At 58.7% G+C, this 25,612-nt stretch carries 23 protein-coding genes; 14 read left to right on the forward strand and 9 right to left on the reverse strand.

Features of this window, described 5'->3' with window-relative positions; all coding sequences use genetic code 11:
- Positions 1 to 103 precede the first annotated feature (103 nt).
- Positions 104 to 1,843, forward strand: coding sequence for an adenylate/guanylate cyclase domain-containing protein (locus ACR0BF_RS09080; protein ID WP_480624727.1), 1,740 nt, complete (start codon positions 104 to 106; stop codon positions 1,841 to 1,843).
- Between the two features lie 48 nt (positions 1,844 to 1,891).
- Here the strand turns inward: ACR0BF_RS09080 and ACR0BF_RS09085 are convergent, their stop codons facing one another.
- The gene (locus tag ACR0BF_RS09085) at positions 1,892 to 3,460 is read right to left on the reverse strand and encodes a 2-isopropylmalate synthase (RefSeq protein ID WP_480475202.1); all 1,569 of its coding nucleotides are present in this window, start codon (positions 3,458 to 3,460) and stop codon (positions 1,892 to 1,894) included.
- 289 nt (positions 3,461 to 3,749) lie between these two features.
- Here ACR0BF_RS09085 and ACR0BF_RS09090 point away from each other — a divergent pair, with 289 nt between their 5' ends.
- Positions 3,750 to 4,415: an SDR family NAD(P)-dependent oxidoreductase gene (locus ACR0BF_RS09090; protein WP_480624728.1), complete on the forward strand. Its 666-nt coding sequence runs from the start codon at positions 3,750 to 3,752 to the stop codon at positions 4,413 to 4,415.
- 4 nt (positions 4,416 to 4,419) lie between these two features.
- Here the strand turns inward: ACR0BF_RS09090 and ACR0BF_RS09095 are convergent, their stop codons facing one another.
- Positions 4,420 to 5,901: an MORN repeat-containing protein gene (locus ACR0BF_RS09095; RefSeq protein WP_480624729.1), complete on the reverse strand. Its 1,482-nt coding sequence runs from the start codon at positions 5,899 to 5,901 to the stop codon at positions 4,420 to 4,422.
- A gap of 153 nt (positions 5,902 to 6,054) precedes the next feature.
- Here ACR0BF_RS09095 and ACR0BF_RS09100 point away from each other — a divergent pair, with 153 nt between their 5' ends.
- The 3 genes from ACR0BF_RS09100 (at position 6,055) to ACR0BF_RS09110 (ending at position 9,715) form a co-directional block, all read left to right on the forward strand.
- A complete protein-coding gene (locus ACR0BF_RS09100; RefSeq protein WP_480604801.1) occupies positions 6,055 to 7,713 on the forward strand; it encodes an NAD+ synthase in 1,659 nt (552 codons plus the stop codon).
- A 308-nt stretch (positions 7,714 to 8,021) separates the two neighbouring features.
- Entirely contained in the window at positions 8,022 to 8,246 is a 225-nt protein-coding gene (locus ACR0BF_RS09105; protein WP_480604802.1) for a hypothetical protein, read from the forward strand.
- 137 nt (positions 8,247 to 8,383) lie between these two features.
- Positions 8,384 to 9,715, forward strand: coding sequence for an NAD(P)/FAD-dependent oxidoreductase (locus ACR0BF_RS09110; RefSeq protein WP_480604804.1), 1,332 nt, complete (start codon positions 8,384 to 8,386; stop codon positions 9,713 to 9,715).
- A gap of 4 nt (positions 9,716 to 9,719) precedes the next feature.
- On the opposite strand, the gene ACR0BF_RS09115 is transcribed toward ACR0BF_RS09110, so the two are convergent.
- The gene (locus tag ACR0BF_RS09115; protein ID WP_480624730.1) at positions 9,720 to 10,652 is read right to left on the reverse strand and encodes an MBL fold metallo-hydrolase; all 933 of its coding nucleotides are present in this window, start codon (positions 10,650 to 10,652) and stop codon (positions 9,720 to 9,722) included.
- A gap of 116 nt (positions 10,653 to 10,768) precedes the next feature.
- Between ACR0BF_RS09115 and ACR0BF_RS09120 the strand changes: the two genes are divergently transcribed.
- Together ACR0BF_RS09120 and gltX are read left to right on the forward strand one after the other, a co-directional pair.
- Positions 10,769 to 11,203, forward strand: a complete 435-nt coding sequence (locus tag ACR0BF_RS09120; protein WP_480554178.1) for a DUF1801 domain-containing protein — start codon at positions 10,769 to 10,771, stop codon at positions 11,201 to 11,203.
- Positions 11,204 to 11,278: 75 nt separating this feature from the next.
- The gene (gltX, locus tag ACR0BF_RS09125; protein WP_480622886.1) at positions 11,279 to 12,604 is read left to right on the forward strand and encodes a glutamate--tRNA ligase; all 1,326 of its coding nucleotides are present in this window, start codon (positions 11,279 to 11,281) and stop codon (positions 12,602 to 12,604) included.
- A gap of 52 nt (positions 12,605 to 12,656) precedes the next feature.
- On the opposite strand, the gene ACR0BF_RS09130 is transcribed toward gltX, so the two are convergent.
- Positions 12,657 to 13,226 (reverse strand): gamma-glutamylcyclotransferase family protein, encoded by a 570-nt coding sequence (locus ACR0BF_RS09130; protein ID WP_480624731.1) that lies wholly within the window; start codon positions 13,224 to 13,226, stop codon positions 12,657 to 12,659.
- 93 nt (positions 13,227 to 13,319) lie between these two features.
- Here ACR0BF_RS09130 and ACR0BF_RS09135 point away from each other — a divergent pair, with 93 nt between their 5' ends.
- A complete protein-coding gene (locus tag ACR0BF_RS09135; protein ID WP_267366061.1) occupies positions 13,320 to 13,766 on the forward strand; it encodes an RrF2 family transcriptional regulator in 447 nt (148 codons plus the stop codon).
- Between the two features lie 2 nt (positions 13,767 to 13,768).
- Here ACR0BF_RS09135 and ACR0BF_RS09140 read toward each other — a convergent pair whose 3' ends face one another.
- Together ACR0BF_RS09140 and ACR0BF_RS09145 are read right to left on the reverse strand one after the other, a co-directional pair.
- Entirely contained in the window at positions 13,769 to 16,297 is a 2,529-nt protein-coding gene (locus ACR0BF_RS09140; protein WP_480604809.1) for an ABC transporter permease, read from the reverse strand.
- A complete protein-coding gene (locus tag ACR0BF_RS09145) occupies positions 16,294 to 16,989 on the reverse strand; it encodes an ABC transporter ATP-binding protein (RefSeq protein WP_480554174.1) in 696 nt (231 codons plus the stop codon). The genes ACR0BF_RS09140 and ACR0BF_RS09145 overlap by 4 nt, the downstream gene beginning before the upstream one ends.
- A 65-nt stretch (positions 16,990 to 17,054) precedes the next feature.
- Between ACR0BF_RS09145 and ACR0BF_RS09150 the strand changes: the two genes are divergently transcribed.
- Positions 17,055 to 17,681: an arylesterase gene (locus ACR0BF_RS09150; protein ID WP_480604886.1), complete on the forward strand. Its 627-nt coding sequence runs from the start codon at positions 17,055 to 17,057 to the stop codon at positions 17,679 to 17,681.
- Between the two features lie 18 nt (positions 17,682 to 17,699).
- Here ACR0BF_RS09150 and ACR0BF_RS09155 read toward each other — a convergent pair whose 3' ends face one another.
- On the reverse strand, positions 17,700 to 18,254 hold the full coding sequence (locus ACR0BF_RS09155) for a L,D-transpeptidase (RefSeq protein WP_209506382.1): 555 nt from the start codon (positions 18,252 to 18,254) through the stop codon (positions 17,700 to 17,702).
- 169 nt (positions 18,255 to 18,423) lie between these two features.
- Positions 18,424 to 18,630, reverse strand: coding sequence for a cold-shock protein (locus ACR0BF_RS09160; protein WP_209506380.1), 207 nt, complete (start codon positions 18,628 to 18,630; stop codon positions 18,424 to 18,426).
- A 533-nt stretch (positions 18,631 to 19,163) separates the two neighbouring features.
- Between ACR0BF_RS09160 and ACR0BF_RS09165 the strand changes: the two genes are divergently transcribed.
- Positions 19,164 to 19,601 (forward strand): hypothetical protein, encoded by a 438-nt coding sequence (locus ACR0BF_RS09165; protein ID WP_480624732.1) that lies wholly within the window; start codon positions 19,164 to 19,166, stop codon positions 19,599 to 19,601.
- A gap of 134 nt (positions 19,602 to 19,735) precedes the next feature.
- Positions 19,736 to 19,927 (forward strand): transposase, encoded by a 192-nt coding sequence (locus ACR0BF_RS09170; protein WP_480604814.1) that lies wholly within the window; start codon positions 19,736 to 19,738, stop codon positions 19,925 to 19,927.
- A gap of 1,196 nt (positions 19,928 to 21,123) precedes the next feature.
- Here the strand turns inward: ACR0BF_RS09170 and ettA are convergent.
- Positions 21,124 to 22,791, reverse strand: a complete 1,668-nt coding sequence (ettA, locus tag ACR0BF_RS09175) for an energy-dependent translational throttle protein EttA (protein ID WP_480518551.1) — start codon at positions 22,789 to 22,791, stop codon at positions 21,124 to 21,126.
- 137 nt (positions 22,792 to 22,928) lie between these two features.
- Between ettA and ACR0BF_RS09180 the strand changes: the two genes are divergently transcribed.
- The 3 genes from ACR0BF_RS09180 (at position 22,929) to dacB (ending at position 25,597) form a co-directional block, all read left to right on the forward strand.
- Positions 22,929 to 23,399, forward strand: a complete 471-nt coding sequence (locus tag ACR0BF_RS09180; protein ID WP_480624733.1) for an MOSC domain-containing protein — start codon at positions 22,929 to 22,931, stop codon at positions 23,397 to 23,399.
- A 32-nt stretch (positions 23,400 to 23,431) separates the two neighbouring features.
- Positions 23,432 to 24,052 (forward strand): nicotinate-nucleotide adenylyltransferase, encoded by a 621-nt coding sequence (locus ACR0BF_RS09185; RefSeq protein ID WP_480624734.1) that lies wholly within the window; start codon positions 23,432 to 23,434, stop codon positions 24,050 to 24,052.
- Between the two features lie 66 nt (positions 24,053 to 24,118).
- Positions 24,119 to 25,597 carry a D-alanyl-D-alanine carboxypeptidase/D-alanyl-D-alanine endopeptidase gene (dacB, locus tag ACR0BF_RS09190; RefSeq protein WP_480624735.1) on the forward strand — a complete coding sequence of 493 codons (1,479 nt, stop codon included), beginning with the start codon at positions 24,119 to 24,121 and terminating at the stop codon, positions 25,595 to 25,597.
- The last annotated feature ends 15 nt before the right edge of the window (positions 25,598 to 25,612 follow it).

The raw sequence follows: 25,612 nt of genomic DNA on the forward strand, positions 1-25,612 counted from the left end.
TGAAGGCGCACGCCACCTCGCCGATACACGCCCTGCATGTACCGATTAAAATTCTTGTTCGGTCAGGGCATGCGGCACTAGACTTGGCGCTGGGGGGATCGCAATGAATCGCAGACTCGCAGCAGTTCTGGCAGCAGACATGGTGGGTTACAGCCGCCTGATGGAAGCGGATGAACAAGGCACCTTGGCCCGTTTGCGCACTCATAGGATCGAATTAATCGACCCGTCGATCGAAAAAAACCGAGGCACTGTTATCAAGACAACCGGCGATGGGATGTTGGTCGAGTTCACCAGCGCCTGCGATGCCGTGGCTTGTGCCGTCGAAGTCCAGAACCGGATGTTTCGCAGAAATGCAGATGTGCCTAAGGATCAGCGCATCCAATTTCGGATCGGTATCAATCTGGATGAAATCATCTTTGAAGACGGGGATATTTTCGGCAGTGGGGTCAATGTGGCCGCGCGCCTGGAACAGTCTGCCTCTCCTGGTGACGTGTTGATTTCCGGCGCGGTGCACAACCAGGTGACCAGTCGGCTGGATCTTCGCTTTCAGGATCTGGGGGAGATTTCGCTCAAGAATATTTCCCAGCCGGTTCATGCCTTCCGCGTTGAACTGGACGCGCCTGCTGCGGCGGCTGGTGAAAATTCCAAAGAGGACGGCTCAACCAGAGTCGTCAAACCGACAATTGCGGTTCTGCCGTTCGAGAACATGAGCGGCGATCCCGAACAGGAGTTCTTCGTCGACGGTTTGACTGAAGACCTGTTAACCGAACTCAGCCGTCGGCACGAGTTGTTCGTGATTTCGCGCAATTCCAGTTTCGTCTACAAGGGGCAGGCCGTGAACCTTCGCCAAGTCGGCGAGACTCTGGGCGCGCAATACATCGTCGAAGGCAGTGTGCGCAAAGCCGGAAATCGCCTGCGCGTCACGGTACAGTTGATCGACAGTCAGAACGACGCCCATATCTGGGCCGAGAAATACGACCGTGACCTGGATGATATTTTTACCATCCAGGACGAGGTCACTTCGGCAGTTGTGGCGACACTGCCGGGCCGCATCGAAGCGTCGCAACAGGAAGACTTAAAGCGAAAGACCCCTTCAAATTTCGCGGCCTATGAGTGCGTTCTGGCCGCAAAGGTTCTGCACCACCGCAGCACACGTGAGGACAATGCCGAAGCGATGAAACTGATCGAGCGGGCCATCGAACTGGACCCGGAATATGCTCATGCCCATGCCTGGCGCGGTTGCATTCGCGGTCAGGCCTGGGGGTACGGCTGGGCCGAGGACGGCGAGGCGATGAAGATGCTGGCGCTGGATTCGGCCAAGAAGGCGGCATCACTGGACGATAACGATGCCGACGTACACAGGTTGATGGCGGCGGTGGAAATTTTGCAAAATGACCTTGGGCGCGCCCGCTACCATCAGGAACGCGCGCTGTCTTTGAATCCAAATTACGATTTGGTCGTGGTGCAGATGGGAGAGTTGCTGACCTGGTCCGGTCGGCCCGAGGAAGGTGCCGAGTGGATCGAAAAAGCGATGCGGCTGAACCCCCATCATCCGGCCCGGTTCTGGAGCCATTTGGGCAAAGCCCATTTCGGCGCAAAGCAATATGAAGCTGCGATCGAGGACTTTTCGCGCTTACCGGCATTGGATGTGGTTCAGCACGCCTATGTTGCGGCGTGTCACAGTTGGCTGGGCAACGAGGCCGACGCCCGCCAACATGTCAAGGAAATCCATGTGTCACAGCCGGATTTGACTGTTCAGGACCTTGTCGCGAACCTTCATTACGGACGCGAAGAGGATTTGCAGCACCTTATCCAGGGGCTGGCTAAGGCCGGATTGTCCTGAGGCACAAAACGGCCCGGAAGTTCGGGCCGTTTTCTGGAGCTTCGTCGATCAGGTCAGGTCTTTATAGCTGATCTCGCGCGCATCTGCGCCCGGTCCAGCCTTTTCACGGCGCACGATCAGGCGGTTGAGAGCGTGGATATAGGCCTTTGCTGACGCCACGACGGTATCGGTGTTTGCCGACTGGCCTGTTGCGATCATGCCATCCTCTTCCAGGCGCACGGAAACCGTTGCCTGCGCGTCCGTGCCCTCGGTTACGGCATGAACCTGATAAAGCTGAAGACGCGCCGTGTTGGGATAAATCGCACGAATCGCCTTAAAGGTTGCATCCACCGGGCCGTCGCCATGTTCGGTGGCGATTTTGTCCACGCCTTCAACTTCCAGCTCGACCGTCGATTCCGCCTTACCGCCCGTGCCGCAAGTCACCTTCATCGAAACCAGTTGCAGGTGGTCGTCAGCCTCGTCCAGCGTCATCAGCGCAATGAGATCGTCGTCGAACACCTCTTTCTTGCGATCCGCCAGATCCTTGAACCGGACGAAGATATCCTTGAGTTGGTTGTCACCAACCTCAAACCCAAGCGTTTCGAGCTTGTCGCGCAAGGCAGCGCGACCCGAATGTTTACCAAGCGGCAGGGATGTTCCCGACAGACCAATGTCCTCAGGACGCATGATTTCAAAGTTTTCGCGGTTTTTCAGCATCCCGTCCTGATGGATGCCACTTTCATGGGCAAAAGCGTTCTTGCCAACAATTGCCTTGTTGAACTGCACCGGAAAACCCGAGACCGTCGCAACCCGACGCGAGATGTGCATGATCTTGGTGGTGTCGATGCCAGTGTGCCACGGCATGATATCGTTGCGCGTGCGCAGCGCCATGACCACTTCTTCCAGCGCCGTGTTGCCTGCGCGTTCGCCCAGACCGTTGATGGTGCATTCAATCTGGCGCGCACCGCCTGCGACAGCGGCCAGCGAGTTCGCGGTCGCCATGCCAAGGTCGTTGTGGCAATGGGTGGCAAAGATCACGTCATCCGCCCCCGGCACCGTTTCGATCAGCCGCTTGATCAGGTCCGCGCTTTCCACCGGAGCGGTATAGCCCACCGTATCCGGGATGTTGATCGTGGTTGCCCCGGCCTTGATCGCTATCTCGATCACACGACACAGGTAATCCCATTCGGTTCGGGTCGCGTCCATCGGAGACCACTGCACGTTTTCGCACAGGTTGCGCGCATGGCTGACCGTTTCGTGGATCTTGTCGGCCATTTCGTCCATCGTCAGATTCGGGATGGCACGGTGCAGCGGTGAAGTGCCGATGAACGTGTGAATGCGGTTCTTCTCGGCGTGTTTTACCGCCTCCCAGCAGCGGTCGATATCGGCAAAATTCGCGCGGGCCAGACCGCAGATGCGGCTGTTTTTCGACCGTTGTGCAATTTCGGTCACAGCCTTGAAATCGCCTTCCGACGCGATGGGAAAACCGGCCTCGATAATATCGACGCCCATGTCGTCCAGCAGCTCGGCGATCTCGAGTTTTTCGTCATGGGTCATGGTGGCGCCGGGGCTCTGCTCGCCGTCGCGCAAAGTGGTGTCGAAGATCAAGACGCGGTCTTGGTCGGTCACGTTGGTCATGGGGTTCTCTTTCTTCTTCTGTCCTAAAGCCTATGGCGCGCTGGCGTCCTCCTCTGAGCGGGCGCGCCGGATGGCACGCTCAGAGGCGGATTAGGATCAGTAGGCCACGCAGCGACGCACCGCGAAGGGCGGTGTCGACACAAGGGATATCTGCGCGGTTGATCATGGGATTGAGGTTATACAGAGCCCGCCGGGAATGGAAAGAACCAATTTGCAATACGCGAACTTCTGGCAACTGCCCTTTTTCGACAGCCTTGATTGTTCGCACAGCGCCGCTAGCTGGTCACGGATGGAAACTGCATTGATAATTGGTGCTTCTGGCGGGATTGGCGCAGCTGTTACCGGACGGCTGGTTGAGCAGGGCGTTTCGGTCACGCGTTTGTCCCGGTCGGAGGACGGCTTTGACCTGACTGATCGGGACAGGGTGATGCTGATGCTTGAAAGCCTGCCAGACCAGTTTGATCTGATTCTGGTGGCTTCGGGCGCGTTAGAGATAGACGGCGCTGTGCCGGAAAAGACCATTCGGGCGATTTCAGCCAAAGCCATGATGGATCAGTTTGCGTTGAATGCCGTTGGTCCGGCATTGGTGCTAAGCCGCGCGTATCAGCTGTTGCCGCGACATAGACGATCTGTATTCGCGGTGCTTTCGGCGCGGGTGGGATCAATCGGGGATAATCGGACAGGTGGTTGGATCAGCTACCGTGTGGCTAAGGCAGCGGTTAATCAGGTCGTCCATACCGCCGCAATTGAATTGGCCCGAACACATAAACAAGCAATTTGCGTCGCCCTTCACCCCGGCACGGTAAAAACAGAGTTCACGAACAAATACCTGGGTCGTCATCCTGCCGTCGAACCTGAAGCAGCCGCCGACAACCTGTTGAACGTGATACGCGGGTTAACGCTGGCTGATACCGGTGGGTTCTATGATTGGGCCGGTAAGCCGGTCCCGTGGTGAGCCTTCACCCGTCCGAGCTTCCGGTTGCCTCAGTATTTGCATCCGGGCTGGGTTGCGGGGCAGGGGTGTCAGCGTCACTCTGCTGGTCCGAGGTCTGGTCCGGCAACACGCCGTTTTCCCAGACACCGCTTTCCTCCTGGCCGTTGGCATAGCGCATCGTCCCACTGCCCTGCCGTTTGTTGTCAACAAAGCTGCCCTCATACACGTCGCCGTTCGAGTAGGTGGCGGTACCCACGCCGTTGATTTTTCCGTCCGACCAGTCGCCCGAATATTTGAACCCGGCGGGGGTTACGATTTCGCCTTTGCCATGCCGTTTTCCGTTCAGGAAATCACCGATGTAGACCGTGCCATCGGAATAGGTCGCCTTGCCTTTGCCCTGACGCACACCTTCAACCCAGTCGCCGTCATATACCGAGCCATCTGCGCGCGTAACCACACCTTTGCCGTGGCTTTGCGCGTTTTTGAATTGGCCTTTGTAGATCATACCATTGGTATACGTGGCCGTGCCTTGACCCTCGATAACACCCGCGATCCATTCGCCTTCATAGGTCGATCCGTCCGGATAGGTGATGCTGCCGTTTCCTTCGGCCAGATCGGCAACGAAATCGCCGACATAGACAGAGCCATCCGGATAGGTCACTTCGCCTAGGCCTTCAATCTGCCCGGCGTTCCAGTCGCCGGTATACACAAAGCCGTCTGTTCCGGTGAACGTTCCTTTGCCGTGGCGACGGTCGTCGACAAAATCGCCTTCGTACACATCCCCCTGCGCGTGGGTCACTTTGCCCTTACCGTAGCGGCGCCCTTCTTGAAGTTCGCCTTCGTATATATCGCCATTGGAATAAGTCAGGCTGCCCGTCCCGGTGATCTGGTCGCCGGACCAATCCCCTGAATACACCATTCCGTCGGGCATCGTATGCGTGCCGGTTCCATCGCGCAAACCTGCGTTGACGTCGCCGTCGTAAACGCTGCCATCCGTATAGGTGATCCTGGCCTTGCCCTGCCGCTCACCGTCGACCCAGTCGCCATCATAGATATATCCGTCGGGAAAACTCAGCACGCCTTTGCCATGTCGCTGAGCGTTCCTGAACTCACCCTCATAGCGCGTGCCGTTCGCGAATTCAGCGATGCCGGTGCCGTTGATTGACCCTTTGGACCAATCGCCCTCGTAGCTGCTGCCATTGGCATAGATGATCTTGCCGCGCCCTTCGGGCCGACCCTTGGCGAACATGCCTTCGTAGACTGACCCGTCGGGGTAGCGTGTCGTACCCTGACCCTGAATTTCGCCTTCTACCCACTGCCCCGTGTATTCAAACCCATTCGGCAGCCGATACGTTCCTGTCCCGTGCCGCAACCCGTTCTCGTAAGTGCCTTCATAGACACCGCCAACTTCATCATCCTTGACGATGACAGTCCCGTCCTGCGCGAAAGCAGTGGCAGCTGCCAGGCTCATCCCCGCTGCCAAAATTGAGTTTCGGATCACGTTCATTTCTGGTCCTGTCTGCCCGGTCGTCGCTGGTGATATCTCTTGCGCAAAACTAAGGTACCGTTGCAGGCAGAGCAACGGCTTTTGCCGCATTGGTCTTTTACTCGCGCGGTGATCTGCTAAATGGCAATAGGACTTACGAGGCAAGAGGGCAGCATGGCCGACCGTTTCCGCATCACTCTGGCGCAACTGAACCCGACCGTTGGCGATATCGAAGGCAACGCAGCAAAGGCCTTTGCGACATGGGAACAAGGCAAGGCAGCGGGCGCGGATCTGGTGGCTTTCCCCGAGATGTTCATCACCGGCTACAACACGCAGGATCTGGTTCTCAAACCGGTATTCCACCGCGCAGCCATGTCTGCGGTTGAAGCGCTGGCTGCAAAATGCGCCGAAGGTCCTGCAATTGCCATAGGTGGTCCCTGGGTCGATGATGGAAAGCTGTACAACGCCTACCTGATCCTGAAGGGTGGCCGGATCACCAGCAAGGTTCTGAAGCACCACCTGCCGAACGAGACGGTGTTCGACGAAGTGCGCCTTTACGATGCGGGACCTCTGGGTGGGCCGTATTCGGTAGGGAATTTCCGGATTGGCAGCCCGATCTGCGAAGACAGCTGGCACCCGGACGTGGCAGAAACGCTGGAGGAAACCGGGGCCGAGTTTTTGTTGGTCCCCAACGGGTCGCCCTATTTCCGGGATAAATACGATGTGCGGTTGAACCATATGGTCGCGCGCGTGGTCGAAACGGGACTGCCACTGATTTACCTGAATATGGTTGGCGGGCAGGATGATCAGGTCTTTGACGGTGCCAGTTTTGGCCTAAACCCGGGCGGGGAATTGGCGTTCCGGATGCCTATTTTCGACGAGCTACTCTCTCAAGTCGACCTTGAGCGCGGCGAAGACGGCTGGCGGATCGCATCAGGTGAAATCGTGCCCCAACCGGATGAGTGGGAGCAGGATTACCGCGCGATGGTGCAGTCTCTTCGCGACTACATGGGGAAAACCGGTTTCAAAAAGGCGCTGCTGGGCTTGTCCGGCGGGGTTGATTCCGCGCTGGTCGCGACCATTGCAGTCGATGCCATCGGGGCCGAAAATGTCCGCTGCGTGATGCTCCCGTCGGAGTACACCAGTCAGGCCTCGCTTGACGATGCCGAGGCGGTCGCCAAAGCGCTGGGCGTCCATTATGACTACGTGCCGATCTCGGACAGCCGCGCAGCCGTCACCAGTACTTTGGCCCCGTTGTTTGCAGGGCTGGATGAAGGGTTGACCGAAGAAAACATTCAATCCCGCCTGCGCGGGTTGCTGTTGATGGCGATCTCGAACAAGTTCGGCGAAATGTTGTTGACCACCGGCAACAAATCCGAGGTCGCCGTGGGCTATGCCACGATCTATGGCGACATGAACGGCGGCTATAATCCGATCAAGGATCTGTACAAGACCCGTGTGTTTGAAACCTGCCGCTGGCGCAATGCCAATCACCGCAACTGGATGATGGGCCCTGCAGGCGAAGTGATCCGTCCCTCTGTCATCGACAAACCGCCCAGTGCGGAACTGCGCGAAGATCAGAAAGACAGCGACAGCCTGCCGGATTACCCGGTGCTGGACGGAATACTTGAGATCCTGGTCGATCAGGACGGATCGATCGCGGACTGCGTCGCCGCCGGGTACAACGAAGCAGATGCTCAGCGGGTCGAGCATCTGGTTTATATCAGCGAGTATAAACGGTTCCAGTCCGCCCCCGGTACGCGCCTGAGCAACCGCGCGTTCTGGCTGGACCGGCGGTATCCAATTGTGAATCGCTGGCGCGATCGCCCCTGATTGCCGCAATTCGCGCGTTGCATTGGAAACAGTAAAGTTTCCCTCCTTTTGATTGTTTTCCGATTTCTCGTTTTGGGCCTGCCAGAGGAACAAAATCCGGCCTTTGACTTGTTGCAGTGACAACTTTCTGCCACATTTCAGCTTGAAAATTGCCCTATGTGGGGCTGGTGCGACGCAATTCTCAAAGTCGCAAGCCGATTTTGATGAAGTGTGACGCATCCGGGGTTGGATGTCTGAGTAAATGGTTTGGTTTTGACATGTATAGTGAATATCAGAGATCGCATCATGCTCTTTTGAAACGGCGGACGATGGAATCTCCGCCGCAGGAGTTGGATGAGGAAAAGCTGGAAGCGGCGATTGTCGGTGTCCTGAATGAACAGCGGCTGTCCGACGAACAGGCAGCGGCGTCGCTTCGGGCTGAGTTTCCAAGCTTGTTGCCGCAGAAGGACGTAACCGCCCAGACCGTGCAAAAAGACACCGGGTTGACCGCGAAGCTGCGTCAGAAATGGGCGGAACTGTCCGGCGCAGCGTGATGTGCTGAGGATTTTCGATGCCGTTGGCGTCTGGGCCACAGGCGTCATAAATAGTGCCAACATTGCGACAATTCGTGTTGCCAAACTTCTAGACCTTGGTCCCCATACGGGTTCAGGCGACAGAGTAATGCGTATTTATGACGGCACCAAAACCGAACCCCGTAGAATCCAATCTTGCCCTTCCCAAATCTGTTGATGTCGTCGTTGTTGGCGGCGGCATAATCGGCGTTTCAACAGCGCTGGAACTGGCAGAACGCGGAGCTTCCGTCCTTTTGTGCGAAAAGGGACAGATTGCGGCTGAACAAAGCTCGCGCAATTGGGGGTGGGTGCGTTTGGGTATGCGAGACCCCCGCGAAATTCCCCTGATGCAAGAGGCGTTGCGGATATGGCCGACCCTTGATGCCCGCCTGGATGGCAATACCGGATATACGCAATCCGGCATTCTTTTTGGCGCGTCCGGCAAGCGGGGCGAAGTCAATCTGAAGCGTTGGATGCGCCATGTAGAAGGATTACAGACCGGGGCAAAAATGGTGTCGGGACGCGAGTTGGCAGAGTTGTTGCACGGGCATGAAACCGGCCTGACATCTGCCCTGTACATGCCGCAGGACGGGCGCGCCGAGCCGCAATGGGCTGCCCCGGCCATAGCCGAAGCCGCACGGCGTCTGGGTGCTGTAATCATGACAGGCTGCGCCGTGCGAAGTGTAGACATTCAGGATGGGCGTATTGCTGGTGTATTCACCGAGCGCGGCAAGGTCGCCTGCGGGCGCGTGGTTCTGGCGGGGGGCGCGTGGTCGCGTTTGTTTGCGGGAAATGCAGGTATCAACCTGCCGCAGCTTAAGGTTCTGAATACGGTTCTGCGGACTTCTCCGGTGAAAGATGGGCCCGAAACTGCGTTATGGTCGGATGATGTTGCGATCCGAAAGCGCGCTGATGGGGGGCACACCATCGCGTCCGGACATCAGAACACGGTCGATATCGTACCGGACAGTTTCCGGCTGGGGTTGCAGTTTCGCTTTGCCTTTGCGCAGGAATGGAAATCCCTGCGCTTTCGCTGGTCAAATCAGTGGGCTATCGAGGCCCGTCAAAACAGAAGATGGTTGCCGACCGACATAACCCCGTTCGAGCTGTGCCGGGTTTTGGATCCTGAACCTTCGCAGAAGTTTTTGCGACAAGCCTGGGCCAGTGCACGAAAAGGATTTCCTGCTTTGCTGGACAGTGAAATCGTCCAAAGTTGGGCGGGTATGATTGATGTCACCCCCGACGCCATTCCCGTAATCTCGGGCGTGGATGACGTACCGGGTATGTATATCGCCACGGGCTTTTCCGGCCACGGCTTTGGCATCGGGCCCGGCGCCGGCCGCCTGACAGCGGACCTTGTCACTGATTCAACCCCTTGTGTGGATCCGACCGCGTTCCGTCTGTCTCGGTTCACTGACGGCTCAAAAGTGCGACCGGATCCAGGTTACTAGGGGCTTAGCCCATCATCTGATAGCTGACTGGAACAAAGCGGAAGCCCTCGCCCCGTGTCTCGACAAAGCCCGCGGCAGGGAAGGGCATGTGATAGCCGACCATCGGCACCTTGTCGGCTGCCAGCATGCCAAGAACGTTTCGGCGCGCGGCGGTTGCGGCGGCCTTGTCCATGTCAAACCGAACCTCCCATTCCGGATGGGCAAAGGACCACACGTAATGGTTGGCCAAGTCCGCTGTCAGCAGAAGGCGCTGTCCGTTGCTCTCCAGATGATAAACCGTATGACCCGGGGTATGGCCGTGGGCCGCAACCGCAGTTATGCCTGACGCCACTTGCTCTCCATCACCGACAAAGCTCATCTTCTCGGCCATCGGTGTGACTTTTGCGGCCACAAGATCACCGACATTGTTTCCGGCCTCCTGCGCGGACCAGAAATCGTATTCCGTTGCCGAAGTCACATAGCGTGCGTTGGCAAAGGTCGGTGCGCCATCCGTTGTCATGCCGCCAATATGGTCGGGATGCATGTGGGTCAGTACGACAACGTCGATCTGATCCGGGCTGACACCTGCATCGGCCAAAGCGACCTGAATGCCGCCCTGCCCAAGACCGGTGTCGAACAATACCAGTTCCGATCCGGTGTTGACCAGTGAGGGGGTAAAGAAGAACTGGGCGGTATCGGCGGGAATAAAGTTCTCGGCCGAAACCTTTGCGAAGTCTTCATCTGACGCTCCGCCGCCAAAGATATCCTGGGCGCCATCGCGGGGCAGGCTGCCATCCAGCAAGGTCGTGACGGTAAAGTCGCCGACATGGAATGACTTGGCGATGGTCGAGTTGGCCTTGGCGTCAGAGGCTGCGGCCAAAACCGGCGCTGCTGCCGTGGCAAACGGTAAGGCGGCAGCAGTTCCCAAGGCGGCGCGGCGAGTAAGTTTGATCGTCATTATCGTTCTCCCTGTCAGAACACCTTTAGAAAAACTAGAACGGTGTGAGATTCTGACCAGATGTTACGACATCCACGCAGGGTGCATGGATGAACAATACGTGTTAATTTTTGTTCATGTCGCGATCGCAGAACAAAACCGTTCCAACGGATCAAAGTGTAGAAGACTTCCTTAATTCGGTCCAATCAGAACGTCGGGCCGAAGAGACGCGCGCTCTGGACGACCTGTTTCGGGCTACCACCGGATTTGATCCGGTCATGTGGGGCCCGTCGATGATAGGGTATGGCCGTTATCACTATCGCTACGCCTCGGGCCGAGAGGGCGATTTTCTGGCAACCGGATTTTCTCCGCGCAAGTCGGCGCTGGTGATTTATATCATGCCGGGTTACGCGGATTTTGGCGGCATTCTGGCCCGGTTGGGTAAGCACAAGTTGGGCAAGTCCTGCCTGTATGTGAACAAGCTGGCGGATATCGACATGCAGGTTCTGTCGGAACTCATTCGCGCCGGGTTGGACGACCTTGGCAGGATATGGCCCGTGGAACCGCGTTGAATCACCTGATGGATCAAGCGGCGGCTGGACAAAAACGCGCCCATGTGACAAGAGCCGCGCCAACAGGAGACACCCATGACAACCACCCGTTTCGCCCCGTCGCCCACCGGTTACATCCATGTGGGCAACCTGCGCACCGCCCTGATGAACTATCTGATCGCCCGCAAGGCGGGCGGTACGTTCATCCTGCGCATCGATGACACCGACCCCGAGCGCTCGAAAGAGGAATATGTCGATGCCATCAAACAGGATCTTGAGTGGCTGGGTTTGCACTGGGATCGCGTCGAGCGTCAATCCGAGCGTTTGGATCGCTACGCCGAAGCGGCTGACAAGTTGCGCGCGATGGGGCGGTTCTATGAAGCGTTTGAGACGCCCACCGAGCTGGACCTGAAGCGCAAGAAACAGCTGAACATGGGCAAGCCGCCGGTTTATGACCGTGCCGCGCTGAACCTGTCGGATGCCGAGAAGGATGCGCTGCGCGCTGAACGTGGCAACGGTGTCTGGCGTTTCAAGCTGGATCACGAACGGATCGAGTGGACCGATGGAATTCTGGGCGACATCTCGATCGATGCGGCCTCGGTCTCTGATCCGGTTCTGATCCGTGGTGATGGGCAGGTTCTTTATACGATTGCGTCGGTGGTGGATGACACTGAAATGGGCGTGACTGATGTCGTGCGCGGCTCGGATCACGTGACCAACACTGCGACCCAGATTCAGATCATCAAGGCACTGGGCGGGGATTGCCCGCGCTTTGCGCATCACTCGCTGCTGACCGGCCCGCAGGGCGAAGCTCTGTCGAAACGCCTCGGTACGCTGGCCCTGCGCGATCTGCGTGAACAGGGCGTGCAGCCGATGGCACTGCTGAGCCTGATGGCGCGACTGGGTTCGTCCGATCCGGTCGAGCTGCGCTCGGATATGGCCGAGTTGATCGACGGCTTTGACGTGAGCCGGTTTGGTGCCGCGCCGACCAAGTTCGACGTGCAGGACCTGTTCCCGCTGACCGCCAAATACCTGCAATCGCTGCCGCTGGCGAATGTGGCCGATGCTGTCGCGGATGCCGGGGTGCCTGCCGAACTGGCCGAACCGTTCTGGGCCATGGCGCGGGAAAACATCACCACTTTGGCCGACCTCAAAGGGTGGTGGGACCTGTGCCGTGACGGCGCCGAACCGTTGGTTGCCGATGAAGATCGCGAATTCATCGCTAAGGCCATGTCGCTGCTGCCCGAAGGCCCGTTCGATGGTGAAACTTGGGGAGCTTGGACCAACGCCGTGAAAGAGGCAACAGGCCGCAAGGGAAAAGGCCTGTTCATGCCGCTGCGCAAGGCGTTGACAGGTGCAGAACGTGGCCCGGAAATGGCGGCGTTGCTGCCGTTGCTGCAGGTGATCCGCGCGCGCGGCTAACGCGGTAGTACACGACATTTAAGGGCCACGCCGTCGGCGTGGCCTTTTGTCGTCAAACCGGTTGTTCAATCCGAACCGACAAACTGGTCAGGCGGTCATCGACAAAATCACGCTCGACAGGTTTGAGTTGTTGATGTCGCGGGTAACGTGGCTCGGCCCGGTCATTCAGGATCGGGGCATCCCATCCGCTGGTTGTTGCAAAGAACCGGTCTGCCCCGTCTTCTCCAAACGCCCGCAAGTAACCCTGAACAACAACATCGATGTAGCTGAGTAGCAGGGGGTGGTGATTGCTGGGCTCGTTGTGCCGATCTTGCGGGACGGCGTAGACCGCAATTTCAACTTCATGTGTCAGTGGATGTGAAATCGACCGGGATACCGGAATTCGGTCATAGGCCCATTCCCGTTCATCCAGCGCAGCCCAGTCGTTCTTGGGGACATGCGCGATCATGCCTTCGATCTTAGACTCGGGGTCCGGGACAGCTGTCAGGAACGCGACCGGGCGCAGATCAGTGTGTCGCCATGCGCGTTTCCACCCCTTCAGTATTGCTGGGCGGGGGTCGGGAAAATCATGTGTGGCGAGGTTCACAAGGCTTCCATAACCAAAGAAATAGGGGTCGGCCATGTGAGAGGTGTCCTTTGGGTCGATTGATGTATGTCAAACCGCTTTTTTCCGCGACATGCAATAAGGCTTCATCTTTTATTCAGGGAGGCCTTCATGCGGATTACCAAACGGACGAATATCGCTGTGCGCCTGTTGATGTATTGCGCCGCACACCCGGACCGGCTGGTCACCAAAGCCGAGATCGCCGAAGTCTGCAACATCTCGGAAAACCATCTGGCTCAGGTGATCAACCAGTTAAGCCAGTTGAATTACCTGAGCACTCAGCGCGGCCGCAACGGCGGTATGTCGTTGGCGCGTCCGGCAAGCCAAATCCGGATCGGCGCGGTGTTCAGGCACGTCGAAGGGGCCTTGCCCATCGCCGAGTGTTTTGCGGATGCGGACAACACCTGTCCTTTGACCGATGCCTGTAGGCTGCGGTTGGCATTGCAGGATGCGGCGGAAGTTTTCTATGCATCTCTGGACGAAGTGTCGTTGGATGCGCTGGTTTGTGACAACGACCCGTTGCTGAAGCTGTTGCAGCCCGTGGCCTGCGTACGCTGACCTTAGTCGCTGGCCCGCAAAATGCGGGCTGGCCGGGCAGAGAGAGGGCGCAGCGCGAATGCGAAACCTGCGCAGAGCGTGACGCCGACACCGGCCAGAACGATGCCAAAGGCCGAAGACCAGATCACGGTAAAACCTGTGTCGAAGATGTAGGTGGCCACAGCCCATCCGCCCAGGATGCCAACCAGCAAGGCGACGCAGCCCGCTGCGGCGCCCAGCAGGACCGAGCGTAGTCCAAAACTGCGCAGGATGCGGCCACGGTCAGCCCCCAGCGTCTTGAGGATTGCCGCCTCGTATCTGCGGGCGGGTTCGCCGGCGGCTGCCGCCCCGATCAGCACCAGGAATCCTGTCAACAAAGACACGCCCGCGCCATACGAGGTTGCGGCGGCGATCCCTGCCAAAAGGCCCGAAACACGGTCAATTGCGTCGCGCACTCGGATGGCCGTGATGTTCGGGAACTGGCCTGCAAGATCTCGCAGAATGGCGGCCTCGGCCTGTTCTTCTGCATATACCGTCGCAATAAAGCTGTGTGGCGCACCCGCCAGTGCCGACGGGTTCATCGACATGACAAAACCCATACCCGCTGTGGAAAAATCCACCTCTCGGGTTGAGGTCAGCTCTGCGGTGATATCCCGCCCCAGGATGTTGACAGTTACCTGATCGCCCAGTTTCAGACCCATCTCTTCGGCTTCTTCGGCTGCAAAGCTGATCTGTGGTGCGCCAGAATAATCCTCTGCCCACCACTCCCCCGCTGTCACCCGTGCATTTGCCGGGGGGCGGGCTGAATAGGTGACGCCGCGATCTCCCTCCAGAACCCAATGATCTCCGGCCACCTCGCGCGCAGGGCGACCGTTTATCTGGGTGATGATGCCCCGCAGCATTGGTGCGCTTTCAATGCGGCTGACAGCAGGATCGGTTTGCAGCCGTTCGGTAAAACCGGGCATCTGGTCTTTTTGAATATCGACAAAGAAGTATGAGGGCGCGACATCCGGCAGATTGCCGGAGATCGCGTTGCGCAGCGTGCCGTCAATCTGCCCAACCGCCGCCAGCACTGACAAACCCAGACCAAGTGACAAAACCACTGACCCCGCACCCTCACGCGGATCAGAGATGGCGGACAAAGCCCATCGCAGGGCAGGGCGGCCCCGCGCCAAAGGTGTCCCAGCCCGTGCCAGTTTGCGAATGGCATGGGCTGCGAGCGCCAGCAGGATCAGTGCGCCCGCAAGTCCGCCGCTGGTCCACAGGGTTAGGCGCGTTGAGCCGCTGAACCAGGACGCAATCGCGATCAGGGACGCCAATCCAATCCCGCTTGCCACGACGTAAATTGCGCGTGGGATGGGACGAGCCGCACTCAGCGCATCGCGAAACAGGGTTGCGGCGCGCACATCTTCGGTTCTGGCCAGCGGCCAGAGCGTGAAAAGAAATGCTGTCAGCAGGCCATAAAGCGCAGCCTCTATCAGCGGTTGCGGATACAGAGAAAACACTGCTGGAACGGGCAACTGGTATTCCAGCAGCGGTGCCAGCAAAAGCGGTGCCATCCCGCCCAGTACCAGCCCAATTACAATGCCAGTCAGGGACAGCACCCCGATCTGAATCATGTAAGTTTGAAAAATGGTGGAGCGATCCGCCCCCAATGTCCGCAATGTCGCAATGGTTTCCGTTTTCTGACTCAGATAGGCTCGCACGGCGGCGGACACACCGATGCCACCGACGGCAAGCCCCGACAATCCGACAAGGACCAGAAAGGCACTCAGGCGGTTGACGAATTCCGATATGCCCGGCGCGCCGTTGCGCGCATCGCTCCAGCGCATCCCCGAGCCTTCAAGCGCCGCGCTGGCTCTTGCGGACACCTCCGACAGGTTCGCGTCTTGGGGCAAGGTCAGCCGGTACCTGGTCGAAAAAAGCGTTCCGGGCTCCAGCAGGCCAGATGCCTGCAACGCTTCGGTACGCACCATTGTACGTGGCCCCAAGGCAAAACCAGCCGCGGCGCTGTCGGGTTCATTCCGAAGTGCGGCCATCAGAATGAACTCTTGCGTGCCAAGCGCGAAGTGATCACCGACCGACAAACCAAGCCGGTCTATCAGAACGGGTTCCATAATGGCACCGGGTAATCCGGACCTGCCATTCAGGGCGTCGTCCAGCGTGATGCCCGGCTCCAGTTTGACCGATCCGATGAGCGGGTAAGCCTTATCGACGGATTTGACCTGGGTCAGCGCACGTTCCGGCCCGGCGTCGCGGGGCACAACCGCCATCGAGCGGAAATCGACAATTTCTGACACCTGTTCGGATGACTGCTGCATCCAGAGGCGCTCGGCCTCAGTAGCAAAACGATAGGTGAACTCAAGCTCGGCATCGCCGCCCAGCAGGGATGCGCCTTCACGGGTCAGCCCGGTCTGAATCGCCTGACTCACCGATCCGACGGCTGCGATGGCTGCGACGCCCAAGGCCAGACAGGCCAGAAAGATGCGAAAGCCGCGCAGGCCCCCGCGCAGTTCTCGACGGGCCAGCCGCGCGGCCAGCCGAAGGCTCATTCTGCGGCCTCCTGCCGGGTCATTTCGGCAATCCTGCCGTCGCGCAGCCTGATCACCCGGTCACATCGTTCAGCCAGTGAACGGCTGTGCGTTACAAGAACCAGCGTCGCATCATATTTGCGCCGAAGCCCGAACAGCAAATCAACAATCGCGGCACCGTTTGTCTCGTCCAGATTCCCGGTTGGTTCGTCCGCCAGCAAGATCTTGGGGCGTGGTGCCGATGCACGCGCCAGGGCAACTCGTTGCTGCTCGCCGCCCGACAACTGCGCCGGGTAATGATCGCGACGATGGGATAACCCCACGGCATTCAGTTCAGTCTCGGCCCGGTCGAACGCATCTTTGTGCCCCGCCAGTTCCAGCGGTGTCGCCACGTTCTCCAACGCGGTCATCGTTGGGATCAGGTGGAAATTCTGAAACACGACGCCCATGTTGTCGCGCCGAAACCGCGCCAGGGCGTCCTCGTCCATGCTTGTCAAATTCTGATCCAAGGCCAAGATTTGACCACTTGTTGCCTGTTCCAACCCACCCATCAGCATCAACAGCGACGATTTTCCCGACCCCGATGGCCCGATCAGCCCCAGCGTTTCCCCCCTGTTCACGGTCAACGTGATGTCATGCAAAATATCGACCCGCCCGGCATTGCCATCCAGCGATAAAGCGGCATTCTGAAGAGCGAGAACAGCAGGCGTCATGGGTCTTCCCGATAAAGGAGCGGTTTTTGGGATATGGAGTGATCACCGTATTGCGCAAGGTTTTGATGGCAAGTCCATTTGTGTTCTGCGGTTTTGCGGCCACAGCCGATCAGGTGGTGATCGCAGCCCTTGGGGACTCGCTGACGCAAGGCTACGGGCTGGTGGAGGAGAACGGGTTTGTTCCCCAGCTTGACCGTTGGTTGCAGGCGAAGGGCGAAGATGTTCGCGTTATCAACGCAGGCGTTTCGGGCGATACAACGGCGGGTGGCGCTGCGCGGGTAGAATGGACCCTGACACCCGATGTGGACGGACTGATCGTTGCCTTAGGCGGGAATGACGTGTTGCGCGGGATCGATCCTGCAGTTTCGCAAGCCAATCTGCGCAAGATACTTCAGGTTGCACGCGATACAAAGGTTCCTGTCTTGTTGATCGGAATGCAGGCGCCGGGCAACTACGGCGCTGAATACAAGCAGGCGTTCGATGGCATTTACCCTGCACTGGCGCAGGAGTTTGAAGTTCTGTTTTTCAGCAGTTTCTTTGAAGGGCTTGCAGCGGAGGGTGACCCCGCAGCCGTATCGCAATTCATGCAATCGGACGGCATTCATCCAAATGCGGCCGGGGTGGCGAAGATCGTCGAAGCGCTGGGCCCCTCTGTGTTGCAACTTGTGACGCAGGCGGGCGGGGAAGGTTAGCCATTCCCGCGATAGCGATCAGACGACCGTGACAACCGTTCCGATAGGGACCCGGTTATACAGATCGATGACATGTTCATTCAGCATCCGAATACACCCGTTTGACACCGCCCTGCCTATGGTTTGTGGCTGGGTCGTGCCATGGATTCGGAAATAGGTATCGACACCGTTCTGGAACAAATACATCGCACGCGCGCCGAGGGGGTTATCCCCACCTCCCGGCTGGACATAGTCATTGTCCTTGAATTTTGCATAGGCCACCGGATCGCGCTGGATCATCTCTTGGGTCGGGCGCCAGGTCGGCCATTCCTTTTTCACATCGATAGTAGCGGTGCCGGTGAATTCCAGACCTGCCTTGCCGACACCGCAGCCATAGCGGATCGCTTTGCGTGGTTCGGTGACATAGTAAAGATAGAATGAACGGGGGGCGACCAGCAGCTGCCCGGGCAGGAACTGCTTTTTGATGCGCACGAATTGCGGTGTCGGATCATACTCGACCGCTTTCTTGGCGCTGGCGATGCCCGGCAGCAGCGTGGCTGCTGTTCCGGCCAGAAAAACTCGGCGTGTAAACATCGAAACCCTCATCAATTGACCAAAGAAACCCAAGAACCAGTTTCATCATGATATGTTATTTGGTCAATTCTGGGGCAAGCATCACGCATCCGTGATGTGATCAATCGGCCACCTGAAACGGCAGCGGTTGAACAAAAGGGTGAGGAATTTCCCTCACCCTTTCAAGAGCTTATGCAAGCTGGATGTTGTCGGCGCTCTCGCGGCCGTCACGACCCGAACGCAGTTCGTACGTGACTTTCTGGTTGTCGGCCAGACCGGTCAGGCCCGAGCGTTCGACGGACGAGATGTGGACGAAGATGTCCTTGCCGCCATCTTCTGGCGCAATAAAGCCGTAACCTTTAGTGGTGTTGAACCATTTTACGGTGCCTGCTGGCATATCCGTGTCTCCTGTTTGGTGCTGCCCACGGAGTTGCGGCAGCCTGGCGTCGTATGTCTGTATCGATAGACTGAGCGCCGTAGAAGGAGACAGTAGGTCGAAATAGAAAAACGTTAGCACCCTGCATATGGCATTGAGGTAAGCCTGTGGCAAGAGTGGTTTGTACGGATTGTACTAGTGCCAGAGGGCAGATAGCTTGATTTGTACAAGAATCCGCTGATGGGTTTCAGGCTGATTTTGGCGATGTTTGACAGCATTCTGGGTGCTCTGGTCACCCTGTCTGTTGACGCGCGCGACAGCAGTGAGAAACCCGGACTCACACCTTCCCGGTCGGCCATGCGGAGCGGTCGCCACGTGCCACGCCTGCGCGGGAGGGTGACACTTTTTCGTCGCAGGCACGTGTTCAGGACCAGTGTCATTCTGACCGGTTCAGCGTGGGTTCCCCTCACAACTGGCTGTTTTTATTCATAAATCGCTATGTTTGAAAAATTTGCGATCTGGTGCTATACTGCGTGGCAGCTGTGGGGGCGGATATGAAAGCTGTCTATACGATTACCTTGTTGTGCTGGGCCGGAGCCGCGCAGGCCCTGACTGTTCCATATGAAACAGAGGGTTTTATGCCGGGCGCGCGTGAAGGCGGGCTCAAACTCTACAACATGTTCGAATTTGAACACGAGCTGAAGGCTCCGGTCTTCGCGAAAGAGAACCCGCGCCGTAATGAAAGACGTCGTCGTCTTGTCGAGCTTGGTGGACCCAAGCATTTGCCCGAGATACTGACTGAACGGACGGAGGTCGTGGAGGAATCAGGGCCCGAGTTCTGTGAGCTGTGGTGCAATGAGCCCGGGACCGAAGAAACGCCGGTGGACGTGAACGTCTCGGCCGTTCCGCTTCCGGCCAGTTGGCTGCTGCTGCTTGGGGCGCTGACGGGGTTGCTCGGCGTCGGACGGCTGCGCGGCAACCGGTTCGGATAAGCGCCGCGCCTGCAATCATCCTTGAATGCTGTGATATGGGACTCTGGAGGTTGGTGGAGCATGCGACCTGCGGCAGTTGCCTGCAAAGGCGCGTGTTAAACACTTGGTAGTCATACCTGCGCCACCTTGCGCGCATGAGTGATTATCGCCGCGCCCGCATTCCCGGAGCCAGATATTTCATTACGGTGTCGCTGGCCGACCGGTCATCGGACCTGTTGATCCGCGAGGTCGCACATCTGCGCGCGGCTTTTGCCGAAGCGCAGTGGGAGCGTCCGTTTTGGTGTGATGCGTTTGTGGTGTTGCCGGATCATGCGCACGCGGTGTGAACCTTGCCGCCGGGCGATGCGGATTATTCCACGCGGTGGGGTGCGATCAAGGCGCGGTTCACCATAGGCGTGAACAGGGCAAACCGTAGGCCGGGCTTCAGCCCGGCACCGATACCGACAGTTCTGCCCGTTGTGAAATCCGGCAGATTTGCCGGGCTGAAGCCCGGCCTACGGGCAAGGGGTGATGGGTGCGAGCACCCATCCTACGCTTGATCCAAAGTGCGTTCTGGTTTGACTCTGAGAAACCCTTCCAAAGGCTTGCCTTCCAGTTGCCTGACCAACTTCCGTTTTCTGACACTCCTCAATCTAGTTCCAGTTTGTCTCGGCACGCTGTTTTCATTGACCACCCACCGTCGAATGGTTCACCTTCGAAACGAATTGCGGTACCCGCCCAGTCTATGTTGATTCCACCGAACTCAGCTTTGGCGCAATGGTTTGCTGTTAGTATATTCGCGAGCAAGTGAACCACTGGCTCTGGAAGCTCTTCTACCCCAATGGTTAATGAGAAAATTTGTTTAGACGGAGGCGAGCCGAAGATTGCACCAAAGCGCTTCCCGAGTACGTCACCCCATTACAAATTCGGATCGTCCCCGTCGAACTCGCTGTTATTAATAGTCAGGGATTCGAACACCGCAGTCGCGTCGACTTGCCCGTCGGGAAGTGCTGGAACGAGAATTGTTTCGGCCTGTCCCGACGATCCAAGAATGGCTGAGATGAACACTGTCGCAATTATCTTTGAGAACAAAGAAAAACTCCTGATTTTGCGTTTCTTTCGCCTGTGGGTGTTTCGAGTCGTGTCGGGCTGAAGCCCGGCCTACCAGTTGGCGTGAAGGGAGCGAGCACTCAACTTACGCTTGCTAAGCTTGTTTGGATTTGTCGGTTCCCAGTAAAGTTTGGTCTCCCCAATAGGTAACCTTGGCTACTGAGCCTACTTCCAATTCGAACCAGCAGTCGGTGTATTCCGCGCCAGGAACGCTGAACGCACATCCATGCAACTGCAGCAATTCTCCATTTGTTTTGACAATTTCCACGATCCAATCTTCGGTTCGGCTGTCATCCGCGAAAAGCAGCTTGTTGGGCGAGAGAGGTCGAAGTGTCAACGAATAGTCGTATTCGCCTATGACGAAATCAATCGTTCTCTCGCCGTCCAGAAAGGGGACGTCTTCAGGTGTTCTTTCCCAAGTTATTGACAAAGTTTACCGCGCAAACTTCTTATGCTTCAACCGCTTAGGCTCCAGCGCATCAGGCCCCAACCGCCGCTTCTTATCCTCTTCGTAATCCTCGAAGTTGCCCTCGAACCATTCCACATGGGCATCGCCCTCGAACGCCAGAATATGCGTGCAAATCCGGTCGAGGAAGAAGCGGTCGTGTGAGATGACGACGGCGCAGCCAGCGAAATCGACCAGCGCGTCCTCCAGCGCACGCAGGGTTTCGACGTCGAGGTCGTTTGTGGGTTCGTCAAGCAGCAGGACGTTGCCGCCCTCTTTCAGCAGGCGGGCCATGTGGACGCGGTTGCGCTCACCGCCGGATAGCAGCGAGACCTTTTTCTGCTGGTCGCCGCCCTTGAAGTTGAAGGACGAGCAATAGGCGCGGGAATTGACCTGCGCGTCACCCAGCTGAATGATCTCGGCACCGCCGGTGATCGCCTCCCACACGGTGTCGTTGTCTTTCAGGTCGTCGCGGGACTGGTCGACATAAGACAGCTCGACCGTGTCGCCCAGCGTGATGGTGCCGCTGTCGGGCTGTTCCTGACCGGTGAGCATCTTGAAGAGCGTCGATTTACCGGCACCGTTGGGGCCGATGACGCCGACGATGCCGCCGGGGGGCAGGGCGAAATCCAGCCCTTCGATCAGTTGCTTGTCGCCCATGTGCTTCGACAGGCCCTCGACCTCGATCACCTTGCCGCCAAGGCGCTGGCCGTTGGGGATGACGATTTGGGCGCGGGTCAGCTTTTCGCGCTCGGACTGTTCGGCCAGCTCGTTATAGGCGTTAATCCGGGCCTTGGATTTGGCCTGACGGGCCTTCTGACCCTGACGCATCCATTCCAGTTCGCGTTGCAGGGTCTTCTGCTTGGACTTGTCCTCGCGGGCTTCCTGCTCCAGCCTTTTGGCTTTTTGTTCCAGCCATGCGGAGTAGTTGCCCTCGTAAGGGATGCCGCGGCCACGATCGAGTTCGAGGATCCAGCCGGTGATGTCATCGAGGAAATAACGGTCGTGGGTGACGATCAGGATGGTGCCCTTGTAATCGATCAGGTGCTGTTGCAACCAGGCGATGGTCTCGGCGTCGAGGTGGTTGGTCGGTTCGTCGAGCAGCAGCATGTCGGGCGCTTCGAGCAGCAGCTTGCAGAGCGCCACGCGGCGTTTTTCACCGCCCGAAAGGTTGGCAATGTTGGCGTCGTCCGGCGGGCAGCGCAGTGCCTCCATCGACACGTCGATCTGGCTGTCGAGGTCCCAGAGGTTCTCGGCGTCGATCGCGTCCTGCAGGGTGGTCATTTCCTCCATCAACTCGTCCGAGTAATTCTCGGCGATCTCCATGGCAATCTCGTTGAAGCGGTCAACCTTGGCCTTTTTCGCGGCCACGCCCAGCATGACGTTTTCACGGACCGACAGGGATTCATCCAGCTGCGGTTCCTGCGGCAGGTAACCGACCTTGGCACCTTGGGCGGCCCAGGCCTCACCGGTGAAGTCGGTGTCGAGCCCGGCCATGATCTTCATCAGCGTCGATTTACCCGCGCCGTTGACGCCGACAACACCGATTTTCACGCCGGGCAGAAAGCTCAGGTGGATGTTTTCAAAGCACTTCTTGCCACCGGGATAGGTCTTGGAGACACCCTGCATGTGGTAGACATATTGATAGGCGGCCATGTCGCGTCCTCTGGGTCGGGAAATTGGGTTGAAACGCTGGATATCCGAGCGGGGCGGGCGGGGCAAGCTGGTGGTTTTGTGAATTTCGTCCCGTATCTGCATGGGCTAGGTTTGCCGGGCTGTATGAGGGGCATGAAGTGGTGGAACTGGCGGAACTGATATCAGGCTGGGCGCAACCGGGGCGGGTGGAGTGGATTGGCGTCCGGCCCGAGCGGCGGGTTGGGGTGGAGGTGGTGAGGGAGGCGGTGGTCTCGGCCGATGGGCTCGACGGTGACCGGGGCCGTACGGGTAAGCGGGCGGTTTCTTTGATCCAGCGGGAGCATCTGGCGGCCATTGGCTCTTATCTGGGGCAAGGACCGGTTGCCCCCGAAACCCTGCGGCGCAATCTGGTGGTTTCGGGGATCAATCTGGCCGCGCTCAAGGGGCGTGAGGTGCAGGTGGGTGAGGCGGTTTTGCGCTTTACCGTGATCTGTGCACCATGCAGCCGGATGGAAGAGGCGCTGGGCAAGGGCGGCTATTCTGCCGTGCGGGGGCATGGGGGATGGTGCGCCGAAGTTGTCAGGCCGGGGCGGGTTGCGCTGGGCGACGCCGTGCAACCGATTGATTGACAACGCGGCCCGGTTCTGAACATCAGCAGGTTATGGAGCGGTACGACATCCCTTACGCGCGGCCCAGGCAGGTCGTTGGGTTGTTCGGCGGGTCATTCGATCCGCCGCATCAGGGCCATGTGCATGTGACGCGTGAGGCGATGAAGGCCTTTGGGTTGGATCGGGCGTGGTGGCTGGTGTCACCCGGCAATCCGTTGAAAGAGCGGGGGCCTGCGCCGATCGCGCGGCGCATGGCGGCGGCGCGGCGGGTGATGCAGCATCCGAAGGTCGACGTGACGGATATCGAGGCGCTGGTCGGCACGCGGGCAACGGCGGACACTCTGACAGCGCTCAGGCGGCTTTACCCGCAGGTGCGGTTTGTCTGGCTGATGGGCGCGGACAATCTGGCGCAGTTTCATCGCTGGAAAGACTGGCGGCTGATCATGGACACTGTGCCGGTGGGCGTGGTGGCGCGGCCGGGTGAGCGGATCTCGGCCCGGATGTCACCTGCGGCGCGGGTTTATGCGAAGTACCGGATTGACGGGCAGGCGCGGCACCTTTTGGGGCAGGCGCAGGCTCCGGCCTGGTGTTTCGTGAACGTGCCGATGATCGATGTCAGTTCGACCGAACTCCGGACGCGCGGCGAATGGGGCGCAGAAGTGTTGCCGGAATAGCCCCAACGGGCGCATAATCTAACACAGTGGTTGTGTGCTTTTGATCTGTGGGATTTTAATTCGGCTATGGCTGGTCGTTATTCACGTCGTTTGTTTCTGGGGGGATTAGGGGCGTCCCTGATCCCGGCAGCGGGCCTTGCGCAGGCGCCGCTTGTATCGCTTAGGCCGCAGGCGCGCGGGGTCATATTAAGCGGCGCTGAGCGATTGGTGGCCGCAGCAGGCCTGAAGGGCGAGGTTGTGTTTGCGGTTGCGGATGTGGCGACCGGGGCGCAGCTGGAAGTGTTTGGCGAGGGCGCAAGTCTGCCCCCGGCCAGCGTCGGAAAGGCAATGACCGCGCTTTATGCGCTGGATGTTCTGGGGCCGGAACACCGGTTCGAGACTCGGCTGGTGGCGGATGGCCGGATCGAGAAGGGCGTTCTGCACGGCGATTTGATTCTGGTTGGGGGCGGCGACCCGCTGCTGGATACGGATGCGCTGGCCGCGATGGCGGCCAATTTGCGCGAGGCCGGAATTATCGAAGTGCGCGGCGCGTTCAGGGTTTACGACGGGGCGTTGCCTTATGTGTTCAGCATCGATCCCGAGCAGCCGGATCATGTGGGCTATAGCCCGGCCGTCAGCGGCATTTCCCTGAACTTCAATCGCGTCCATTTCGAATGGAAACGCGCAGGGAGTGGCTATGACATAACCATGGATGCCCGCAGCGAGCGTTATGTGCCTGCGGTGGATGTCTCGGCCATGCGGGTCGAGGATCGTAGCCTGCCGATCTATACCTATCAGGCAAGCGCGCGGCAGGATCGCTGGACCGTGGCCAAGGGCGCGCTGGGCAATGGCGGGGCCCGCTGGTTGCCGGTGCGCAAGCCCGCTTTGTACGCGGGCGATGTATTTCGCACCTTGGCGCGGTCGAACGGGATCGTTTTGAAGCGCGTTCAGGTGACACGCCAGAGCGTGCAGGGTGTCGATCTTGTGGTGCATCGCAGCGACAGTTTGGATCGTGTCCTGCGCGGGATGCTGAAATACTCGACCAACCTGACGGCCGAGATGGTCGGGCTGGCCGCGACCAGGGCGCGCGGTGTTAACCCGCACACCCTGGCGGATTCGGCAGCCGAGATGAACCGGTGGGCCGCCAGTCGTTTCGGCGTGACAGGAATCGCCATGGTCGATCATTCGGGTCTGAGCGATGCCTCGCGCATGGTACCGGAGGATTTGGTTGCGGCCCTTGTCGCAACACAGAAGTCGGGGATGTTGCGGCCCTTGATGAAACCTTTTGCACTGACCGACCGGAACGGGCGGCCCGTCAAGAACCACCCGATCAAGGTTGATGCCAAGACAGGGACATTGAACTTTGTATCCGGGTTGGGCGGTTTCCTGACGACTGCGGACGGGGTCGATCTGGCCTTTGCGATATTCACCGCCGACGTGGACCATCGCGCAACGATCCCACGCGCGCAGCGTGAGCGCCCGGACGGTGCACGCAGCTGGAACAGCAGATCGCGAAAATTGCAGCGCGCTTTGCTGGAGCGCTGGGGGTCACTTTATGGAAGCTGAAACCTGAAACCCGCC

The organism is Ruegeria sp. AG7 (assembly GCF_056541545.1).